The sequence below is a fragment of the Mesorhizobium sp. M0106 genome, assembly GCF_040322715.1.
In the GTDB taxonomy this organism is placed as follows: Bacteria; Pseudomonadota; Alphaproteobacteria; order Rhizobiales; family Rhizobiaceae; genus Mesorhizobium.
In genome coordinates, this window is sequence record NZ_JAMYUA010000041.1 from 1 (window position 1) to 17493 (window position 17493).

Consider the following 17493-nt stretch of genomic DNA (forward strand, 5'->3'; position numbering starts at 1 on the left):
GGCCGCCGATGCTGCCAAAGTTCCCATCAGCCATCGCATCAAGAAATGCGCCTGGAACGACGACTATCTCATCAATGCCATCACTGATATGCGATAGCCCTGCCCTCGAGGGGGAGATGTCGCCGAAGGCGACAGAGGGGGTCGGTTCGTCCTGACGCGGCCTCCTATCGCCTCCATCGCGGGGGAAGAACGCCGGCGCTCCACGCGAGACGACCCCCTCTGGCCTACCCTCTTTGCCACAGCTCGGCATCTCCCCCTCGAGGGGGGAGATCACCCGCTCCGTCTTCCATCGCTTTCCCAACCAAGGAACCCACCCGTGACCCCAACCCATGCCGAGCAACTCGGCAGGGCGCGGACGGCTGCCGATTTCGCTGCCATCCGCGCCTTGCTCCACACCGACCTCAACGATGCGATCGCCCGCAAGGGCGAGCTGGAAACGGAAAAGTTTCACGCGATCTTCGGCGCCGGAAATTTGACGGCGGCGCGTGCCGCATTGGACGACTGCAACGCTGCAATCGCGCTGATCGAGAAAACCATCGAGGACGCGGACGAGCGCCGCATTGGCGCCCCCCTGGACGAACCCCCCGCCGAAGCCGTCGCCGCCACGCCGGCGCCGGGCGACGAGGTCAGGACAAAGGCCGAGGCGCTCGGCGAGAACTGGCGCACGGTCCACTGGCTGATCGAGCAGCTGCGCCAGGAGCTGTTCGCGGCCGATGCCTTGAGCCGCGCCATCATCGCTGCCAACGGCCTGTTCAATGCCGACGGCGCCGTCGGCCTGAAGGTCAACCTGACCACCATCCGGCGCACCGCCATGGCCGGCCCGCGGGCCGCCGCGCCATCGCGTCTCAGCCGCCCGGCGATCCAGGCCGACCGACTGCTTTTGTCCTTCCTCAGCCCCGGCGGCGTGCTCGACCGGCGGCCTTCGATCGGCGCGCCGGTCGACGGCATCAAAAGCAAATTCATTCCCGCCGGCGAACGAGGCTGACCATGTGCACACTAGCTCTTATCGGTACGGCGCTTTCGGTCGGCGGCGCGCTGGCGGAAGGCCAGCAGTCCAAGCAGATGGCCGACTACCAGGCCAAAGCCTATGAACAGCAGGCGCGGGCCGACGCCCAAAGCTCGGCCTTCGAGCAGGGCCAGGAGCGCCATAAGCAGGATCTGCTGCAGGCCCAGGCGCGTGCCCAGGCCGGCGCTTCGGGCGTCGCCATCGCAGGTTCGCCGACCGAGGTGCTGGCAGCCAATGCCAGGCAGGGCCAGCTCGACCTCAAGGCGATCCAATACGGCTCGCAGCTGCGCCAGAACGGTCTCGCCACGCAGGCGGCGATCGCGCGCTTTTCCGGCAGGCAGGCGGTCGGCGCCTCGATCTTCAAGGCCGGCGGCAACCTCGTGTCGGGCATCTCCGGCCTCTACGACCCGGCCAAGACGGTGACGTTCGGCAGAAGCGCCTTCCCGCCGGCGCCGGGCGGAGGCCTCTACTGATGGCCACCATCCCGCTCCAGCTTGCCCAGCGCCGGCTCGATATCGGCAATGTGGCCTCATATCCCAACGGCTCGCCAGTGGGCGCCGCTATGCAAGGCTTTGGCGACGAGCTGTCGGCGATAGCCGAACGCTTCCGGCAGCAGAAGCAGCAGCAGGATGCGTTCGACGCCGACATTATCGGCCGCGAGCTGAACGCACGCATAGCGCACGCCGAGGCCGTGGCGGTGCAGACCGCGCCGGCCGACGGCGGCGGCCTGCACGACTTCATGTATGGCCAGCTCGATCCGCGCAGCGACGGCGTCGTCAGGCCCGGCCTGTTCGACCAGATCTTCGACGACACCGTAGCGAAAGTGCCGGAGGGCGAACGCGCCAATTTCCTCGCCCAAAAGCAGGCATTGCGGCTGGCCGGCTCGGCGCGCATGGCCGCGCAGCAGCACGCGCGGCGCCAGAACTATGAGCAGGCCGAGTGGAGCAAGGTCGAGGACGGCTACACAAGCGCCATCGCGCAGGGCGACCCGGACGACACAGGAACATTCGAGGCGATCCGGCAGAGCGGGCTCGAGCTGATCGGCAAGATGGGCAACCCGGTGGCCCGGCAGGCCGCCGAGGCCGCCTGGCGCAGCAACACGGCAAAGGCGCTCGCCCAGGCGATGATCGCCAAGGACCCGAAGCGCGCTGCGGAGGTGCTGGGGACTGGGCCGGTCTCAACGGACGGCAGGACTAAGGACGATACCATCGAAGCTGTGGGCGGACCTCGGGCGAGTGGGTCCAGCGTGCTGGCGACGCGCGAAGCGCCCGTAGGTGGCCTTCCGTCCGACGAAACACCTATCCGCACGGGTTCCGTGGGGCCCGTCGGAAATACGGCTTGGGCTGCCGCAGGACCCTGGATTGCCGACTTGTCGCCGGACACGGTTCAGGATCTCGGCCAGAAGGCGCAGGTAGCGACTGTGGCAAGCCTGGTCGATGCGCGCACGAACATCGACATCGCCTTGCAGAACGCGCCGGCTGCCATTGCCAATACCGGCAGCTATTCTGGCAAGACACCGGGTGCCGAAGACTTCACTGCCGTGTACGGCGCCGAAGATGGCGGCAAGCGTCTCCAAGCCTTCGACATAACGGCTGATATCGGCCGCGCGGTTTTCGACATGCGACCCGTCCCGAACCAGGCGATACACGCCCAGATTCGGGATTTTGAACCCGGCCCCTACGGCTCGCCGGAAGAGCGGGAGCAATATGAGATAAGGGCCGGCGCCGCGCAATTGGTGCTGGGTGCCAGGCGCGCCGATCCCGCCGGTTACGTCGGCCAACTGTTCCCGAACCATGCTCCGGACTGGGATAAGATCACAGCTCCTGAGGATTATAAGGCTGCCGTCACCTGGGCCGTCGCTGCTCAGCAGGAGTTGGGCTTCGACCGAATACTGCCAATGCCCTGGGCCGTAGCTGGCCAGCAGGCGGCGAAATACATCGACCAAGGTGTGCCGTTCGAAAAGCGCCTTGCCAAATTGAGTTCGATCGTCCTGGCGGTTCGCGATCCTGATGCCCGCAAGGCGACAACCCAACAGATTTCTGTGGCGGCGGAAGCCCAGTGGCGAGCCGAGGCCGCCCAAGATCCGAACGTCGCGCCAGAGTCGTTGGAAGCCCAGGTTGCGGTGCTCAAGAACGGGCTGGCGTGGATCGGGGAACATCCGGCCCAAGCCCAGTACAGCACCATGCCGTGGCTACAGCAATTCGGCTTGGCGTTCTCGGATGTCGGCCGCCTCACGGCTAAGGGCGCGGCCGCCGGCGGTGCGGATGCGATCTCCGCCGGGCTGGACTCCGCTTGGTCGGGAGGAAACTACCAGCACCTCCTCGAAGATGAACAGGCCAAGACCGAGGACGCCGAGGACCGGGCCGGTTCGGCCGGTTGGGCGGCGGAAGCCCTCGGCACCGGCTTAAGCGGATATGGCCTGGCGGAGAGTTTGTTCGGTTTGCTGGGCCGGGCAAGCGTTGGCGCGGCGGCAGAGAACGGCTTGATCGGTCTTGCTGCCCGAACTGGCGTCGGGGGTGTGGCGGGTGGCACTTATGGCGGGGCATACGCCTTCAACACAGGACAGAGCGTCCCCTGGGGAATTGCCAACGGCGCGCTTTGGGGGGCGGGCGGCAATGTCCTTGCCGAAGGGCTCAGTGCCGTTGGCAGCCAGGTGTTGGCAAGGCTTGCCGGGCGTTCTGCGAATGCTAAACCTGATATCGTACTGGATAGTGGGGCTCCCCCGGTTTCTGTCAATGCAGAAGAGATTCCGATCTCGACCGGCAAGGCCCGAGAAATAAGGAGGCCCTATACGCATTTGGAAGATCCTCCCAACGTTGCGTCCGGCAAGGATCCAACAAAGAAGCAGAGGATAGCTATTTTCGAGGAAAATAAAAGGGTGAATGATGGAATTTTGAGATCGGATGAGAGTGGTATAGAAATAATTCCAGCAAAGAAAAGCAAAAGAGGCGTAACTCCTCCAAAAAATGAAGCTCATATCGATCACATAGATCCGGTTAATCCCGTTGACAAGACAAAATCGTCAGGATCAAATAGCTATAAAAATCTTTCGTCTTACGGCTGGGTTTGAGAATATAGAAAAATCGAACAAATAGGTGACATATGACCGAATGGAAGTTCGAAAACCCAAAAAACACAGCCGTTATTTCGACTCGGAAGATATTTAGGGGGGGCGGCTGGATTGCGTATGTGTCACATGATGATGACGGCGACGATAATGAGTCGTGGCAATTCTACGGAAATGAAGCTGAAGTTGATCAAGATGACCTAATTTTAGTGGCCTTGGTCGAGGTGGTCGAGCTTGATGGAACTGTTGCACAGTTGGCGGATTTGCCGTTAGGCTGGCGTGCGTGGCGCGATACAAAGTCTTCGCCATGGAAGCGCGAGAAAATCACCTAAACACATTCTGAATGGTAGCGGAGTTTACTCTGCTTTGACCGGGTGAAAGTAAAAAAAGGCGTTACTCCTCCGCCAACGAATCACAGTTTGATCACATCGATCCGCTTATTCCAGTTGATCCGACAAAGACTCCCGGATCGAATAGTTACACCAATGCAAGGATGGTTGCAAGAATTCGAAACAGAGAAAGTGGAACAAATAGGCGCTGTGATGACTAAATGGAAGTTTGAAGACCCCCAGAACGTAGCTGTTTTTGTAAACAGGAAAGCTATACGCAATGGTGGGTGGGTTGCTCGCGTCGTGCATGATGATGATGACGGATCATGGCAGTTTCACGCGGATGAATCCGAAGATTTCGATGAAAGCGATATTATGATCATAAGCCTGAAAAATATGGTTGAAAAAGACAAGACTATTATGCAGTTGGCTGATTTACCTTACGGCTGGTATGCTTGGCGCGAGACAAAAACCTCGCCATGGAGGCGAGGCAAAACCCTCGACGAACACCCAGAATCGGAGCGGAGTTAGTTTCGACTTCCAATTGTAACGGTTGACATGGGTGATTGCGACGCTGAGTGGCGGAGCCGACAGCGGTGCAAGAAACCGGGGCGTCACTTCGCACGGAGCGTTCTGGCAAGGACCAATCAGCCCACGGGCCGGAATATGGATGTGTCTCACGAGAAAGCGCTGGCCGACGAGGGGCAGATCACCTCTCAAACATCACGCATCGTGCGAGAGCAGATCATATTAAACACCATGGCGATGCAAGAGACTATGCTCGCTGGGCAAGAAGAAGATGGCTCAAGCAAGAAATGAAAGGGAACACAAGTGGTCGAGAGAAATTATAGCGACGTCAAACCCGACTTGACTAGCGTCACCCGCTTGCCGTCGGCTGACAAAAGCACAGGCGATGAAGAGCTTGATGCTGCACGTCTGGAAGCCCGAAAATATCTTGATTTCTATGATTGGGTTTCAGACATCACGGGGGAGTACCTTGGATACGGTGCCGATGGCATAATCTATATTTTCCTCTTCGAGATTGTTCCGGGCAGGCCAGAAGTTGACCCATGGATATGGGTAATCGTCGGCGATGTGCCCCCGACATATCTGCCGGCTGTGGACGCCAAGACTCCATACGAGGCGCTGGATGGATATATCGGCGCCATGGAAGAGTGGGTCGAAGCTGCGCGACGGGGGGACTCGGTGGCAGATCTAATCCCGGTCAATGTGCCGGCTAGCCCAGCCAACGCCGAAATGTTGGATAGCCGTCTCAAATTTCTCGACGAAAGGGTATTGCCGGAACTTCGAGAGTGATCGGCTGCCGCTTGTCGGCAAGTGCCGTCAGTTCCTTGACGAGAACGTGCTTCCGTTGCTCCCAAAGTGATGTACAGCCACGTTCCGTCGCTCGTCGCTGATGCAGGCCCGGCAGCCGGCTCGACCGGATCAGCGCTGGCGCGATCACCGGTGAGTACGCCACTCCGGCGATGGCAACCACTCCGGGGTTTGGTGCCGCCATCGGGACAGCAGTCTGATTGTGGTCACGATGCTGGCTTATGGCCTGCTAACCGCCGGGCGGTCAGTTGGCGGTGCCTTCTGGATCGCCTCCCGTTTAAGATGAAGGATTGACCTGTTGCGCACAGACACTTTTCCGACCATGGCAAGGATCGTTTTTCTGCTCACCTTGGCCGGCGTTCTCCTGCTCGCGCTTTCGCCGGTGCGCTTCCTGCAGGAGTTGGACATGGGCTTCACCTTCCAGCACGACAAGCTCAACCACGCCGCGGCGTTCGCTGTGCTGGCGGCGCTCGGAAGCCTCGGCTGGCCGGAACACAAGACGAGGCTGGTCGTGCTCCTCGCCATCACCGGCGCGGCGATCGAGCTGCTTCAGGGCGCGCAGCTGATCGCGCGCGATATGGATATCCTCGACTGGGTCGCCGACTGCGCCGGCATGGCCTGCGGGCTGGCGGCAATGGGCGGCACAAGAAGGCTGATTGGCGGATTGCTGTAGCCCTGGAGCGCGCTGCTCACTATCCGCAAAATCGTCCGTGAATACACCGGCTGCGCCGAATAGCGCGGTGTCCGGCCGCGTAGCTTAGCTTTCCCACACCAGCACCGAACCCCTTCCAGCCTCGCTTAGCGGGGCTTTTTTTATGGTGCAAGCCCTCATGTCCCGACCTGCAACTGCCGCCGTTCGTCTCCTGACCGGCGAACGCGAACCCGTGCGCCTCGCAACTACGGGCGGCATCCTCCTGCACGGCCTGCAGGCCATCGACGGCGTGCCGGCCGAAATCGGCGACCGCGTGCTGGTCAAGGACCAGGCCGACCCGACGCAGAACGGCATCTACACGGCGAGCGAAGGCGACTGGTTTCGCGCCGCCGACGCCCGTTCTACGCGCACCCTGCAGAAGGGCACGACCGTTCACACCCAGATCGGGTCGGTCAACGCCGGCCGCGTGTTCGAGTTCACGGCCGACGAGCCGGCCGTCGGCGCCGATGCCATAACCATCGCCGCATCCGTTTCGCCCGACATCGCCGATGTGGTCGAAGAGGTCGAAGCGCTGCGCGATGAAACCCAGGCGCTGAAGGATGCTGCCGAAGCCAGCGCCGGCCAGGCAACCGCCAGTGCCGCCGCTTCCGCCGCGAATGCCGGACAAACCACAGCCGACCGGGCTGCCACCAATTCCGATGCCGTCGCGGCCGCGGCCGCCGTCATCAGCGCTCAGGCTGCACGCGACGCTTCGCTCTACGGCAAGGGCATTTTCCCGACGACTGCGGCGGCAATCGGCTTCGGCGTCGCCGGCAACGGTGCGATCACGCCAGGCTCCGGCGGCGCCAACGGCACGTTCGACCTGGCGTTTACCGGCGGGACCGGTTCGGGCGCTGCCGGCCGCTTCGTCGTGGCGGGCGGCGCGCTGACGCAGATACTGATCACGGCGCCGGGCTCCTACACAGTGGCGCCGACGTTCAGTTTTGCGGCGTCGGCAGGGCTCGCCGGCGCCGCCGCCGCGGCGGTGCTGGGCAGGAATGTCGATGTCGGCGAGTATTTCTGGACCGAAGTTTCGACTGGTGTGCTCGGGCTGTACAATGTCACGGCCGGGCCTGTGGCGGCCGATACGGGCGTTCGCGCGGCAACGGCGGAAATTGCCCTGATCAGCTCAAGGATCGTCGGACCCGTTCCGATCACGGGTTCCGTCGGCGGCACGGTGATTACGAACGACAGCGTCTATTTTTGGCCTGGATCGCTGTCGACGGTCGATGAATATCTGTCGACCTTGGAGCTTGGATTTGGCATCGTGCCGGGGACAGCCCACATCGTTATTGCCCACGTCGAGGGCGACGGGACGCTTAGCCTGGTTTCCGACCAGACAATGTCCGTTCCAGCCGGCCCGTCGTCTGTTGTTTCAGGGCTTTCGATCCTGAAGCCTGCCGGCAGCGTCATGGGCCTCCAGCGCACTGGCGCTGGTAGCTGGTACTACACTGCCGGGGCAATTCCGAACGGCGAAGTCGAGTGGTTCACGGCGGCGGTTCCGGCCTCGCACACTGCCAAGACTATAGGCGCTGTAAATGGTCCGCAGTGGAAGGCGACCTTCACCGGCGAAGTCGCCGTCAAGGCGCGTGCTGCCTATACCACAGCAAACGGTCTCGTTTCCGCTGTCGGCGTTAGCCAGGAAATCGGCTGGCCGACGCTGGTCAACACGGGGTCGGACGTTCCGGGCAGCTACAGCGTCATCATGCAGACGCCAGCGCCGGCCGACGGCCATATTACAGCGGTCGACGTTGGCGCTGGCGCTGCGCTCATTCATGTAGTGGACTATCTCGGCGGGTTGGTGGTCAATGTCCTAAGCACATATGCGGTGACGCTGGTCAACGGGGTCGCTCATATCCCGCTGGGTATCCCAATCCCAGCCGGCAAATATCCGGCGATCAGCGGTGGCGCCTACAAATTTCAAAACAACGTCAACCCGCAAGGCATCCCGGCATGGATCAAATCAGGCGCGCTGTCGAATGGCGCGACCGTAGCATCGTCCGCCCAGCATCGGTACGAGGTCCGCTTTACGATCAAGACCGGTCTGCTCGCCGATGCCGACCGGGCCTTGACCGGCGGCGCCAGCAATACCGGCATGAACCTGCTGGCTGACGCCGATCCGAACGGCGTCGTCGATGCGACCGCGCTGTTTGCGTCCGCGGCGAGCGCTCATCCCAATCCCTATGTGCCGCCTGGAAATTTCACCTTGACGGCCATTCCCGCATCTGGCGACGGTTTTTGGGGACCTGGCAAGCCGGCCGTCAACAGTAAGCGCTTCTTCATTCCGCGCCGGCCGTCGCTGCAAAATCTCTATGACGGCTTTCGCGCGACGATGGCCGAACACATCGCCAACAACGATGTGCTCTGCCTGATCGCCGATAGCATCGGCCATTGGGCGCTTGCCAGCGACGGGCCGAAACACTGGTTCAACCTGGTTACGCGTTTTGCCAATATCGGCATTGCCGACGATGAACCGGGCATGACTGCTTTGCGGCCAAGCTCTACCTATCTTCCGACTTTCTATGGCGTCACCGTCGCCGGGAGCGTGTTGACAGGGTCGCGCGGGCCGATCGGCGAGAGCATCATCCTCGCCGCCGGCGCGTCCTTGGCGTTTACCGGCACCTATGAACAGGTCGACGTCCACTACACTCAGGACGCCGCTCAGGGATCGCTTGCCTTTGTCTTCAACGGCGGCGCGGCGTACAAAACCGTCAACTGCGCCGGCGCCCTGGCGCTTGATCAGTATTCGGGGCCTTCGCTCACCGGGCAAGCGGCAAGCGGCAATTACACTCTTACGGCTGTCGGCGGTCCTGTCGAGATTACCGGGCTCATCAGGCTTGGCGTCAAGGCGGCCGGCTCGCGTCCGCGCCTGCGCACCTTGCGCGCGGCACACGGCAGCTATTCCTTCTCGTCATTCAACACCGCGCGCCTTACATCGGCCGCCGCTCAATGCGGCTACGCCGGCGGCAAGATCGTGCCCATCCTGGCGCTCGGCATCAATGACAGCTTTGGCACGCCGCCGGCCACGATATCGGCAAACATCGCAACAATCATCAACACGTTGGAAGCGGCCGCTGCACCGCGTATCCTTGTGATGCCGCCGACGCGGCCGTCAGCCGCATGGGATGCAAGCTACACGGGCGGTCGGACCTATGATGCCGCCCTTGGCGCAATCCGTCAGACCTATCGATCGCGCAATGTGCTGACCATCCCGATCGACGGCTTCGACTACATCAATTCGGGAAACTATCAAGAGGGCTTGCATTTCAACGATGCCGGCCATGACGGCAATGCGCTGCGCTTCATCGAACAAGTCGCGGAAAGGGGATAAGCAATGGCATTCGCTATCCAGCATAAGGGCGAAATCATCACCGAGCTCGAGGAGGGCGAGGAATGGCTGGTGGTGGGCGCAATGATCATGGTCGCAAAGCCGAAGGATCCGGCACACAGCCGCGAAATCCCGGTTCCTGACGGCGACATTGAGGGTCTCATTGAGGTCTGGGTAGGCGGCGCCGTAGTCGACGCTGGACGCCATTCGCAGGCAATGGCAGGATGAGGTCGGCGGGGGCTATCCTTGGAGGATTGTCCCATGGCGCATGCCGGCAGCATCATCGACATCTATGACGACTATTACGCCGATGGAAAAGTAGCCGCAAAACGGGACATAGCTTCAAACCAGTCGGTCGGGCACATCGAAGCGGTCATTCAAGGCCAATTCTTCGACAGGATTCTTGACATCGGGGCGGGCGAAGGTGCGGTGCTGGATAAGCTGAACAGGAAGGGGCTCGGTAAGAAGCTTGGCGCCGTCGAGATTTCGAAGAGCGGCGTCGAGGCCATCAAGGCAAGAAAAATCGCCAAACTGGACAGCATCGACGTATTCGACGGCTATCACATCCCTCATCCCGACAAGTCGTTCGATCTTGGGCTTGCCATTCACGTCGTCGAACACGTCGAGCACGAACGGATGTTTCTGAGGGAGGCGGCTCGGGTCTGCGAGAAGCTCTATATTGAAGTGCCTTTGGAGCATACGCGAGATCTCAGCAAGGCCATTCGGATGTCAGGGCCGTATGGGCATATCAACTTCTACACGACCCAAACGTTTGAAAACCTTCTCAAAACGTCTGGGCTAAAGGTCGAACGGCTAAAGGTTTTTGCGCACGACCTCGCTTATGAACAGCACCTGGCTGGCGAAAAAAAAGGATGGGTAAAACACAGACTGCGGACCGAATTTCTAAGGTTTGCACCCAAGACGGCGATGCGCAGCATGGCCTACATGGCCGGAGCTCTGTGCTCAAGTCGCTGATCTAGCAGCAGCGCCGCCGATTTGCTTTGCAGGATTACCGCCGACCATACTAAAGGGCGGCACGTCTTTCGTGACGACAGAGCCCGCACCAACGACCGATCCCTTGCCGATCGTTACGCCCTTGAGAATAATGACGTTGAAGCCGATAAAAACACTGTCTTCAATCTTCACTGGCGCAATGGTGATCTTTGACCAGTCCTTTTTTCCCTGATGCCAGTCGGCGACATCTTCCTTGCGGTCTTGCCAACCCGTCGCGTGTGAGTTGTGATCGACGACTGTGGTACCCCAACTAATGATCACGTCATCCCCGATTTCGATCTTCTCAGCCGCCACGAGGTGGCTCTTGCCGATATAGGATCTTTTTCCAACGGTGATCTTTGCATCGGCGCGATCGAAGGAAAAGACGCTGTTGATGATGCATTCTTCGCCGATCGCATGCTTGCCTCGCCGCAAACTTCGGACGCTCCGCAAACTTAGCTTCGTTGCGGGGCCGGAGTTGATGCCGGCTAGGCGGTAGAGGAATGGTGGAACGAAAGGCATATCAGTTGCGGCCGAAGCGCGACTTTCGCACCCTCTCAGCGAAAAGCTGCGATCGCTCGAAGAAATGCTTGCAATGTTGGTGTTCAGATACCCCTTCGAAGAATGCCCGCGCCGCGTCTTCGAGGTCCGAATCAATAATTGCACGTGGGATCGGTGGCTCGTCGGCTAACTGAGCCGACAACCGAAATCGGCTGTTCGCAATAGACAGGTCAGCCTCCATCATCCATGCGTCTCTTTACGGCCTAGCTATTGCGACAAGCGGCGGCGGTTTGCAAGCTTGCGAGACGACCGCGTCCGCCAATATAGACGCCGTGAAAATCGCCGAAAGACGTCAGAAGAATCGGGAGCCGCGCGAGGTCACACCAACATGGCGCTGCAACTCGACCAGAAATCCTGGGGGGAGAGGTTTCGGCAAGAGTTTATCGCTGACGCCGACGCAGACCCACCGCGGCGGAGCCGCTACCGTCTGCTGTCCTGCGGCTTCTGGTGCGGGTCCTGGCTTTTCGACCACCAGACAAAATACAGCGAGCCCATCTTCATCACAGGCACGCGGCGGTCGCGTTCCCTGGCCCGCAACTCACGATAGGTCTTCATCTTCAGAGTGCCGCCAGGCAACCTGATACGCACTGCCATCGGTCCAACTCCCGTTGTGCAACGCAGCAATTTTCGTGCAATGCGGTAAGTAGAGACCTTCCGTTACGGAAGAGTCAACAGCAGGATCATCAACTTATTTTGCGAGCTGGCCCGCGGAGGCTTCGCGGCGGGCAGACGCATGTCCGGCCGAAGGAGCTTCATCCTGGCGACTGATCATCAATCAGGCGCTGGCGGTTCGACCACCAGGTGAAATAGATCCGGCCGATCTTGACGACGGGTATGCGGCGGTCGCGTTCACGGTCGCGCAATTCGCGGTACACCTTCACCTTCAGTGTGCCGCCAGGCATCCTGATACGCACCGCCATCGATTCCGCCACCCCATTGTGCAATGCAGCATCAGAGACCTTCCGCAGCGGAAGAGTCAATGCCTGCCCGCTGACTATTTCTGGGACTAGTCGAGCGGTCTCGGAGGTTTGGCGCACACAGCGGTTCCTGATCACCGAGGCGGCATGCCCAGTCGGGATCGTCGGGTGCGCGGGCTATTTCCTGGGCGAGGATTTTCTGGGCGAGGACGGGCGATCGGACACGCCGCTCGGCCACCAGATGACGAAGTAATTTCCGAGCTGCCAAACCGGCACCTCGCGATTCTGCTCGCGGCGCCGCAGCTCGTCCCTTTTCTTGATCTTCAAAGTGCCGCCCGGAAGCCTGATTCTTATCGTCACGTGTCCTCCCGTACCCGCTACAGGTACGAACGATAGACGGGAACAGTTTCATCCCGGCTAAGCAATTTCATCCAGGCCGAGCAATTTCGGCGCGGGTAGACGCAGCGCGCCGGACCGCAGCGAGATCGCCGGAACCGGCTTCATTTGAAGAAATCCGCAATGCCGTTGATGGCCAGCACCGCATAGACGATCGGTCCGGCGATAAACGCACAATAGAGGCAGAGGATCGCCGCCAGCACCAGCAGCAGCGGCTTGTCGCGAGCGACGGCGCGGAGCTCGGACTTCACCGACCAGCGCGCCGCAGCGGTTTGTTCATCATCAGACATGTGCACCATCCCGCGGCCATTCACACGGCAGGTCGAAAACATCAACCTTCCTTGCCACGGCAACATCGGCACGGGCTGCCGCCCAATTCTGCTTTGCCGCCACGCATCTGCTTTTTCAACCTCAAAACCTTGCCCGCGAGGGCGGAAAGGACTGCCCATGGACATGACGTTCAGGGGCGCCGCCAGGCGCCTCGATGATATAGACTTGCCGAAACTCGGTGCCCGGATCGGCGTCGGCGAGGACGAGATGCACGCGTTCCTCGATGTTGAAACCAGCGGGCACGGCTTCGACGCCGTTGGCCGGCCGGTCATCCTATTTGAACCGCACGTCTTTTACCGCAACCTGTCGGGTGCCAAGCGGGCACAAGCGGTAGCCGCCGGCCTCGCTTATCCGAAGTGGGGCGAGAAGCCCTATCCCATGGATAGCTACCCACGGCTCAGGGCAGCTTGTGCGATCGACGAAACCGCGGCGCTCAAATCCGCGTCATGGGGGCTGGGTCAGGTCCTCGGCGAGAATTTCAAGGCCGCGGGCTTCCTTACCGTGCAGGCGATGGCCGAGGCAATGATGGCGGACGAGGCGCTGCAGCTCGGCGCGGCAATCGACTTCATCGTCGAGAACCGGCTCGACGGCAATCTGCGCAATCATGACTGGTCGGGATTCGCCAAGGGCTACAACGGCGCCGGCTATCGCAAAAACTCCTACGATACCAGGCTTGCCGAGGCCTATCGCAAATGGTCGCGCATCAAGGACACGCCCTGGCCGTCTGCCGGTCCGGCGTCATCCGCGGTCGTCCCTGCAGCCCCGCCAGAGCCCGCTAAGCCAATTGCCGTTCCACAAGCGACCGCTACGCCCTCTGTGCCTCCTGTGCCTGCCGCCAGGCCCGGCTTCTGGGCAGCGCCGATCGCCGCCATCCTCAAACTATCAGCCATCCTCAAACTGTTTGGAAGGAAATGACATGTGGACCCGGATCAAGAGCTTTTTCCGCGACAGCGAGACAATATTCTGGGCGCGGCTTCAGGCGGCCATCGGCGTCATCGCGGCCATCGTTACCTATGTCGACCCGCAGGTTCTTTCGCCGATCATCCCGGGGGAATGGTTCCCCTGGTTCCTCGTCATCAACGGCGTTTTGACCGAGTTCCTTCGCCGTCGCCGCGCGGAGGATCTGTGATGGCAGCGCTTCTCAGCATTCTCAGCGCCATCCTCGGCAACAAGGTCGTCATGACGGTATTCGCCGCTGTGGCCGGCGGCATCGGCCTTTATGTTGCGGGCGGCATCAACCGGGCGAAGAAGGAGGCGGTCAAACAGGCCGAGGCAAAAGTCGCGGCCGCCGAAGACCGCCTGGAAATGAGGCGCGAGGCCGCCGCCGAAGAGCGCAAGGCCGCCGGCATGGCCGATGCGGCAGCAAGAGCGGAGGCTGCGAAATGGGCAAAGCGCTGATCCTCTGCGTGGTGCTCGCCGGCTGCACGACAACCGCACCGGCCGGCAATCCGCGCCAGGTCTGGTGCGACCACAACCAGCCGCGCCGGCCATCGGCGGCCGTGGTCGCCGCCATGACCCGGCCAGAGCTCGACGAGATGAACGCCTTCAACGGGCAGGGCGCCAGATGGTGCGGTTGGACGCCATGATGCACGAATTGCTCGATGTTCTGGGCATCAAGGCACCGGTGTTGGTCGCCGGCTTGTCCGGCGGCATTTTGCGGGCCTTGTCGCGCCATCGCTACAAAGTCCGCGAAATGGTGGCCTCGCCGATCTGCGGCGCGCTGGCGGCGGCCTATCTGACGCTGCCGGTCGTGCATTATTTCCGCGCCGCCGGCCTGCCCATCCCTTCTCCGGACGACGACACCACGACGCTGGCCGCGGCTTTTCTGATTGGCGTCTCGGCGATGTGGATTTCGGACATCGTCTTCGAGGTTATCGTGCGCCGGTTCGGGCCGGTGAAGGAGGAATAAGCCGCCCAAGCCCGACGAAATAGTGACGTTCGGTTGGAGCCCGCCGCGCCGCAAGGTGCGGCGGGCTTTTTGCATTTTCCCTCGCATTCTGTACGATCTGCCTCTGCGCGACGGCGGCTCGATCCGGCGCTTGCCAAACCAAGATGCGCGTTAGGCTTCACGGGAGGTGGTGTCATGCCGGCCAGAGTCCTGACACAAGCGGCAGTCCTGACAGCCGGGGCGCTTCTGTTTGCCGCGACGGCCCACGCCCGGCCGGACAGCCGCGCGATGACGTGCGAACAGACACAGCTTCTGATCCAGAGGCATCGCTCGGTGGTGCTGACCACCGGCCAGAACACCTACGACCGATACGTCCGCCAATTCGGCAATGAATGCGACTGGCCGCAGGTGCCGCGCGCCGCTTATATCAAGACGCGTGACGGTCAATGTCCGGTCTATCGCTGCCAGGATCCGGTCTTCGACCTCCCGGACTGAAAGCAAGGGTTTTTCATCCGGCCGCCGATGCAGAATGCGGAAGGCGGTGGCTCATTCCTCGTCGAAAGCACCACGTTCCCGTTCGAGATCGCGCGAAATGACGCGTTCATCGGTGTCGTCCGGCAAGGCCTCGTCGCTTTCCTGGTAAGCGTTATCGTCGTCCTCCTCCGGCAGTTCGCCGCTTTTCTCGACGTCATAGCGAATATCGCCGTTTTGCGGCACGCCGTTAGGGAGGATTCTCCCGCTCCGGATGGCATCCCAGTCCTGCTGCTGGATCGTCGGGCTCTCCGTCTCGTCGTCGGTTCGTTCTTTCCTGCGCGGTTCCATCGCCGGTTCTCCATAATGTCAGCGGCCCTGAATTGGCTCAGTGGTTGAACTCATAAGTCTGGCGGCCGGTTCCGTGCCGCTGCGGTCCGGGCGCATTGCCGCACGACGGAACCAATCGCGCCTGCCCGCCTTCACATTCAGAAGATACTGGCGCGAAAGGAGCTCGATATGAGACCGCTCATTTTCTTGCCGTATATGCTAGGTGCGCTGCTGCTGGCGGTGCCGGCGGCCGCGCAGCCGGGCGAACAGGCGCAATCCGACCGCTGCAAAGTCGAGCTGCCGGACCAGAACAGCGAGCAGCAGACGCCGGCCGGCAACAATTTGTCCGATACGCTCGAGCCATGCGGTGGGGTCCTGAAGCCCCCGCCAACGGGCGATCAGGGCATGGCGGCGCCACCGCCGGACAGGGCAGGACCCCGGTGATCAAGCCCGGCGAGGTGCCGCCACAGCCGCCAAAGCAGTAGCAGCGACGAGCGGCAACTTCGCGCCGCTTGCGCCGGCAGGTTTGTTGCGCTCGCTTAGGAACATTAGCTTGTCCTAAATGTTATTTCAGACGCAGTAGATATCACCCCCCTCCGGTATCGCTGCTGATCGGGAAACCGATCGGCCCGCGTCTTGCGACGCGGGCCACCGCAGTTCATTCGCAGTCCATTCGCCGCACCGCACGGGCACTTCACCGCTGTTCGATTAGCCGCGACTTACGGAACAACAAGGTGGCGTGGGCGTTTGCCTAGAGGGTTCGCCGCTTCGACCGGAATGTCGCGTCGCAATTGTAAGGGCGAGGCCCGTAACAACAGGAGTAGACGATGAAAATCCACCTTGTTCCTGCTGCGGCGGGATTGGCGTTGCTTGCCGGCGTCGGCGTGGCCACCGCGGACCAGGTGATTGTCACGCCCGAACAGCAGACGGTCATCCGCGAATACGTCCACAAGCACCCGCTTGCGTCGATCAGTCTTCTGGGGGTGGAGCTCAATATCGGTTCCACGTTGCCCGATACGGTCGAGCTGCAACCGATCGATGTTCCAGACGTGCGGTACAGATACGTCGTCGTCGGCAATCGCACCGTGCTCGTCGACCCAGGCACCCGCAAGATCGTGCAGGTCATCGAGTGATTGGCGTTGCCAAACCGCGAACCGGGTTTGGAAAGGTCACGGTCTAATAACCAAATCAGAGCTCCATCCCGCGCGATCGGGATGGAGCCGCTGTCGTCTCGAAACAAGGAAAGGAGCCATTCCCATGCTGCCGCATGTCGAGCCGGTCAACGTGGCCGCCGCCGTCGACAAACTGCTTGCTGAACGAGGCGATGGCCTGCTGTCGATGAAGGCGGCGATAGCACTGTTGCGCGAACGCACCGGAACCGAGCGCTCGGACGCGGACCTTGAAGGGCTGATCATCAAGAAGGCAGCGCTCCTCGGCGTCGCCGTCCTGTGTGACAGAGAGGTTCAATGACGGTGTTGCCTGCCGCTCAAGACGCCGGTCGAAATTTCAGCTAGAACAAGGTTGCTTTACGCATGAACCGAGCCGACGGAGGCAACAATGACGGACAGGCAGGAACGGATTCGCCAGCGGGCACACGCGATCTGGGAACAGGCAGGCAGGCCCGATGGGGCGCATCAGCAGCATTGGGATCAGGCTACCGCCGAAATCGACGCAGAAACCGCCGCGCCGGGGACCGCCAGCCGACCGAAGCCGAAAGCACGCCAGCCTAAGCCGGCCGCCGCCAAGGAGGAAACCAAATCCAAGGCGCGACCACGCAAAGCGTGAACTCGAGCGGATTTGATTCCATCGCTGGACCTCGCGGTTCGGTTGGACGGACCAGTCCTAACCGGT

Annotated in this window: 27 protein-coding genes; 21 read left to right on the forward strand and 6 right to left on the reverse strand. The window is 61.4% G+C overall.

Annotation, left to right across the window (positions count from 1 at the left end):
- Positions 1-316 precede the first annotated feature (316 nt).
- From NKJ55_RS27995 to NKJ55_RS28045, 11 genes are all read left to right on the forward strand, one after another.
- A complete protein-coding gene (locus NKJ55_RS27995; protein ID WP_352452690.1) occupies positions 317-985 on the forward strand; it encodes a hypothetical protein in 669 nt (222 codons plus the stop codon).
- A 2-nt stretch (positions 986-987) separates the two neighbouring features.
- Positions 988-1479, forward strand: a complete 492-nt coding sequence (locus tag NKJ55_RS28000) for a hypothetical protein (protein ID WP_352452691.1) — start codon at positions 988-990, stop codon at positions 1477-1479.
- Positions 1479-4076: a hypothetical protein gene (locus NKJ55_RS28005; protein ID WP_352452692.1), complete on the forward strand. Its 2598-nt coding sequence runs from the start codon at positions 1479-1481 to the stop codon at positions 4074-4076. Before NKJ55_RS28000 ends, NKJ55_RS28005 begins: the two co-directional genes overlap by 1 nt.
- A gap of 32 nt (positions 4077-4108) precedes the next feature.
- The gene (locus NKJ55_RS28010) at positions 4109-4405 is read left to right on the forward strand and encodes a hypothetical protein (RefSeq protein ID WP_352452693.1); all 297 of its coding nucleotides are present in this window, start codon (positions 4109-4111) and stop codon (positions 4403-4405) included.
- A gap of 165 nt (positions 4406-4570) precedes the next feature.
- Complete coding sequence (locus tag NKJ55_RS28015; RefSeq protein WP_352452694.1) at positions 4571-4933, forward strand: hypothetical protein; 363 nt, start codon at positions 4571-4573, stop codon at positions 4931-4933.
- Between the two features lie 135 nt (positions 4934-5068).
- The gene (locus NKJ55_RS28020; protein WP_352452695.1) at positions 5069-5221 is read left to right on the forward strand and encodes a hypothetical protein; all 153 of its coding nucleotides are present in this window, start codon (positions 5069-5071) and stop codon (positions 5219-5221) included.
- Between the two features lie 12 nt (positions 5222-5233).
- A complete protein-coding gene (locus tag NKJ55_RS28025; protein WP_352452696.1) occupies positions 5234-5719 on the forward strand; it encodes a hypothetical protein in 486 nt (161 codons plus the stop codon).
- Between the two features lie 316 nt (positions 5720-6035).
- A complete protein-coding gene (locus tag NKJ55_RS28030; RefSeq protein WP_352452697.1) occupies positions 6036-6410 on the forward strand; it encodes a hypothetical protein in 375 nt (124 codons plus the stop codon).
- Between the two features lie 157 nt (positions 6411-6567).
- Entirely contained in the window at positions 6568-9759 is a 3192-nt protein-coding gene (locus tag NKJ55_RS28035) for an SGNH/GDSL hydrolase family protein (RefSeq protein WP_352452698.1), read from the forward strand.
- A 3-nt stretch (positions 9760-9762) separates the two neighbouring features.
- Entirely contained in the window at positions 9763-9984 is a 222-nt protein-coding gene (locus NKJ55_RS28040; RefSeq protein ID WP_352452699.1) for a hypothetical protein, read from the forward strand.
- Between the two features lie 33 nt (positions 9985-10017).
- Complete coding sequence (locus tag NKJ55_RS28045) at positions 10018-10731, forward strand: class I SAM-dependent methyltransferase (RefSeq protein ID WP_352452700.1); 714 nt, start codon at positions 10018-10020, stop codon at positions 10729-10731.
- Here NKJ55_RS28045 and NKJ55_RS28050 read toward each other — a convergent pair.
- The 5 genes from NKJ55_RS28050 to NKJ55_RS28070 form a co-directional block, all read right to left on the reverse strand.
- On the reverse strand, positions 10720-11184 hold the full coding sequence (locus NKJ55_RS28050; protein ID WP_352452701.1) for an acyltransferase: 465 nt from the start codon (positions 11182-11184) through the stop codon (positions 10720-10722). The two genes, NKJ55_RS28045 and NKJ55_RS28050, sit on opposite strands and share 12 nt — an antisense overlap.
- Before the next feature lie 88 nt (positions 11185-11272).
- Positions 11273-11494, reverse strand: a complete 222-nt coding sequence (locus tag NKJ55_RS28055) for a hypothetical protein (protein WP_352452703.1) — start codon at positions 11492-11494, stop codon at positions 11273-11275.
- A 236-nt stretch (positions 11495-11730) separates the two neighbouring features.
- Entirely contained in the window at positions 11731-11904 is a 174-nt protein-coding gene (locus NKJ55_RS28060; RefSeq protein ID WP_352452704.1) for a hypothetical protein, read from the reverse strand.
- A 158-nt stretch (positions 11905-12062) separates the two neighbouring features.
- Complete coding sequence (locus NKJ55_RS28065; RefSeq protein WP_352452705.1) at positions 12063-12230, reverse strand: hypothetical protein; 168 nt, start codon at positions 12228-12230, stop codon at positions 12063-12065.
- A 497-nt stretch (positions 12231-12727) separates the two neighbouring features.
- Positions 12728-12913, reverse strand: coding sequence for a hypothetical protein (locus NKJ55_RS28070; RefSeq protein ID WP_352452706.1), 186 nt, complete (start codon positions 12911-12913; stop codon positions 12728-12730).
- Positions 12914-13070: 157 nt separating this feature from the next.
- Between NKJ55_RS28070 and NKJ55_RS28075 the strand changes: the two genes are divergently transcribed.
- The 6 genes from NKJ55_RS28075 (at position 13071) to NKJ55_RS28100 (ending at position 15336) form a co-directional block, all read left to right on the forward strand.
- Complete coding sequence (locus NKJ55_RS28075; RefSeq protein WP_352452707.1) at positions 13071-13868, forward strand: N-acetylmuramidase family protein; 798 nt, start codon at positions 13071-13073, stop codon at positions 13866-13868.
- A 1-nt stretch (position 13869) separates the two neighbouring features.
- Positions 13870-14082: a hypothetical protein gene (locus NKJ55_RS28080; protein WP_352452708.1), complete on the forward strand. Its 213-nt coding sequence runs from the start codon at positions 13870-13872 to the stop codon at positions 14080-14082.
- Positions 14082-14351 (forward strand): hypothetical protein, encoded by a 270-nt coding sequence (locus NKJ55_RS28085; protein WP_352452709.1) that lies wholly within the window; start codon positions 14082-14084, stop codon positions 14349-14351. Before NKJ55_RS28080 ends, NKJ55_RS28085 begins: the two co-directional genes overlap by 1 nt.
- On the forward strand, positions 14336-14539 hold the full coding sequence (locus tag NKJ55_RS28090; protein ID WP_352452710.1) for a hypothetical protein: 204 nt from the start codon (positions 14336-14338) through the stop codon (positions 14537-14539). The genes NKJ55_RS28085 and NKJ55_RS28090 overlap by 16 nt, the downstream gene beginning before the upstream one ends.
- The gene (locus tag NKJ55_RS28095; RefSeq protein ID WP_036245970.1) at positions 14539-14862 is read left to right on the forward strand and encodes a hypothetical protein; all 324 of its coding nucleotides are present in this window, start codon (positions 14539-14541) and stop codon (positions 14860-14862) included. Before NKJ55_RS28090 ends, NKJ55_RS28095 begins: the two co-directional genes overlap by 1 nt.
- A gap of 174 nt (positions 14863-15036) precedes the next feature.
- The gene (locus NKJ55_RS28100; protein WP_352452711.1) at positions 15037-15336 is read left to right on the forward strand and encodes a hypothetical protein; all 300 of its coding nucleotides are present in this window, start codon (positions 15037-15039) and stop codon (positions 15334-15336) included.
- 51 nt (positions 15337-15387) lie between these two features.
- Here NKJ55_RS28100 and NKJ55_RS28105 read toward each other — a convergent pair whose 3' ends face one another.
- Positions 15388-15663, reverse strand: coding sequence for a hypothetical protein (locus NKJ55_RS28105; protein WP_352452712.1), 276 nt, complete (start codon positions 15661-15663; stop codon positions 15388-15390).
- A gap of 168 nt (positions 15664-15831) precedes the next feature.
- Here NKJ55_RS28105 and NKJ55_RS28110 point away from each other — a divergent pair, with 168 nt between their 5' ends.
- From NKJ55_RS28110 to NKJ55_RS28125, 4 genes are all read left to right on the forward strand, one after another.
- Positions 15832-16086 carry a hypothetical protein gene (locus NKJ55_RS28110; RefSeq protein WP_352452713.1) on the forward strand — a complete coding sequence of 85 codons (255 nt, stop codon included), beginning with the start codon at positions 15832-15834 and terminating at the stop codon, positions 16084-16086.
- A gap of 383 nt (positions 16087-16469) precedes the next feature.
- Positions 16470-16775: a DUF1236 domain-containing protein gene (locus NKJ55_RS28115; RefSeq protein WP_023675766.1), complete on the forward strand. Its 306-nt coding sequence runs from the start codon at positions 16470-16472 to the stop codon at positions 16773-16775.
- A gap of 124 nt (positions 16776-16899) precedes the next feature.
- Positions 16900-17112 carry a hypothetical protein gene (locus tag NKJ55_RS28120; protein WP_352452715.1) on the forward strand — a complete coding sequence of 71 codons (213 nt, stop codon included), beginning with the start codon at positions 16900-16902 and terminating at the stop codon, positions 17110-17112.
- A gap of 87 nt (positions 17113-17199) precedes the next feature.
- Positions 17200-17427: a DUF2934 domain-containing protein gene (locus tag NKJ55_RS28125; protein WP_352452716.1), complete on the forward strand. Its 228-nt coding sequence runs from the start codon at positions 17200-17202 to the stop codon at positions 17425-17427.
- The last annotated feature ends 66 nt before the right edge of the window (positions 17428-17493 follow it).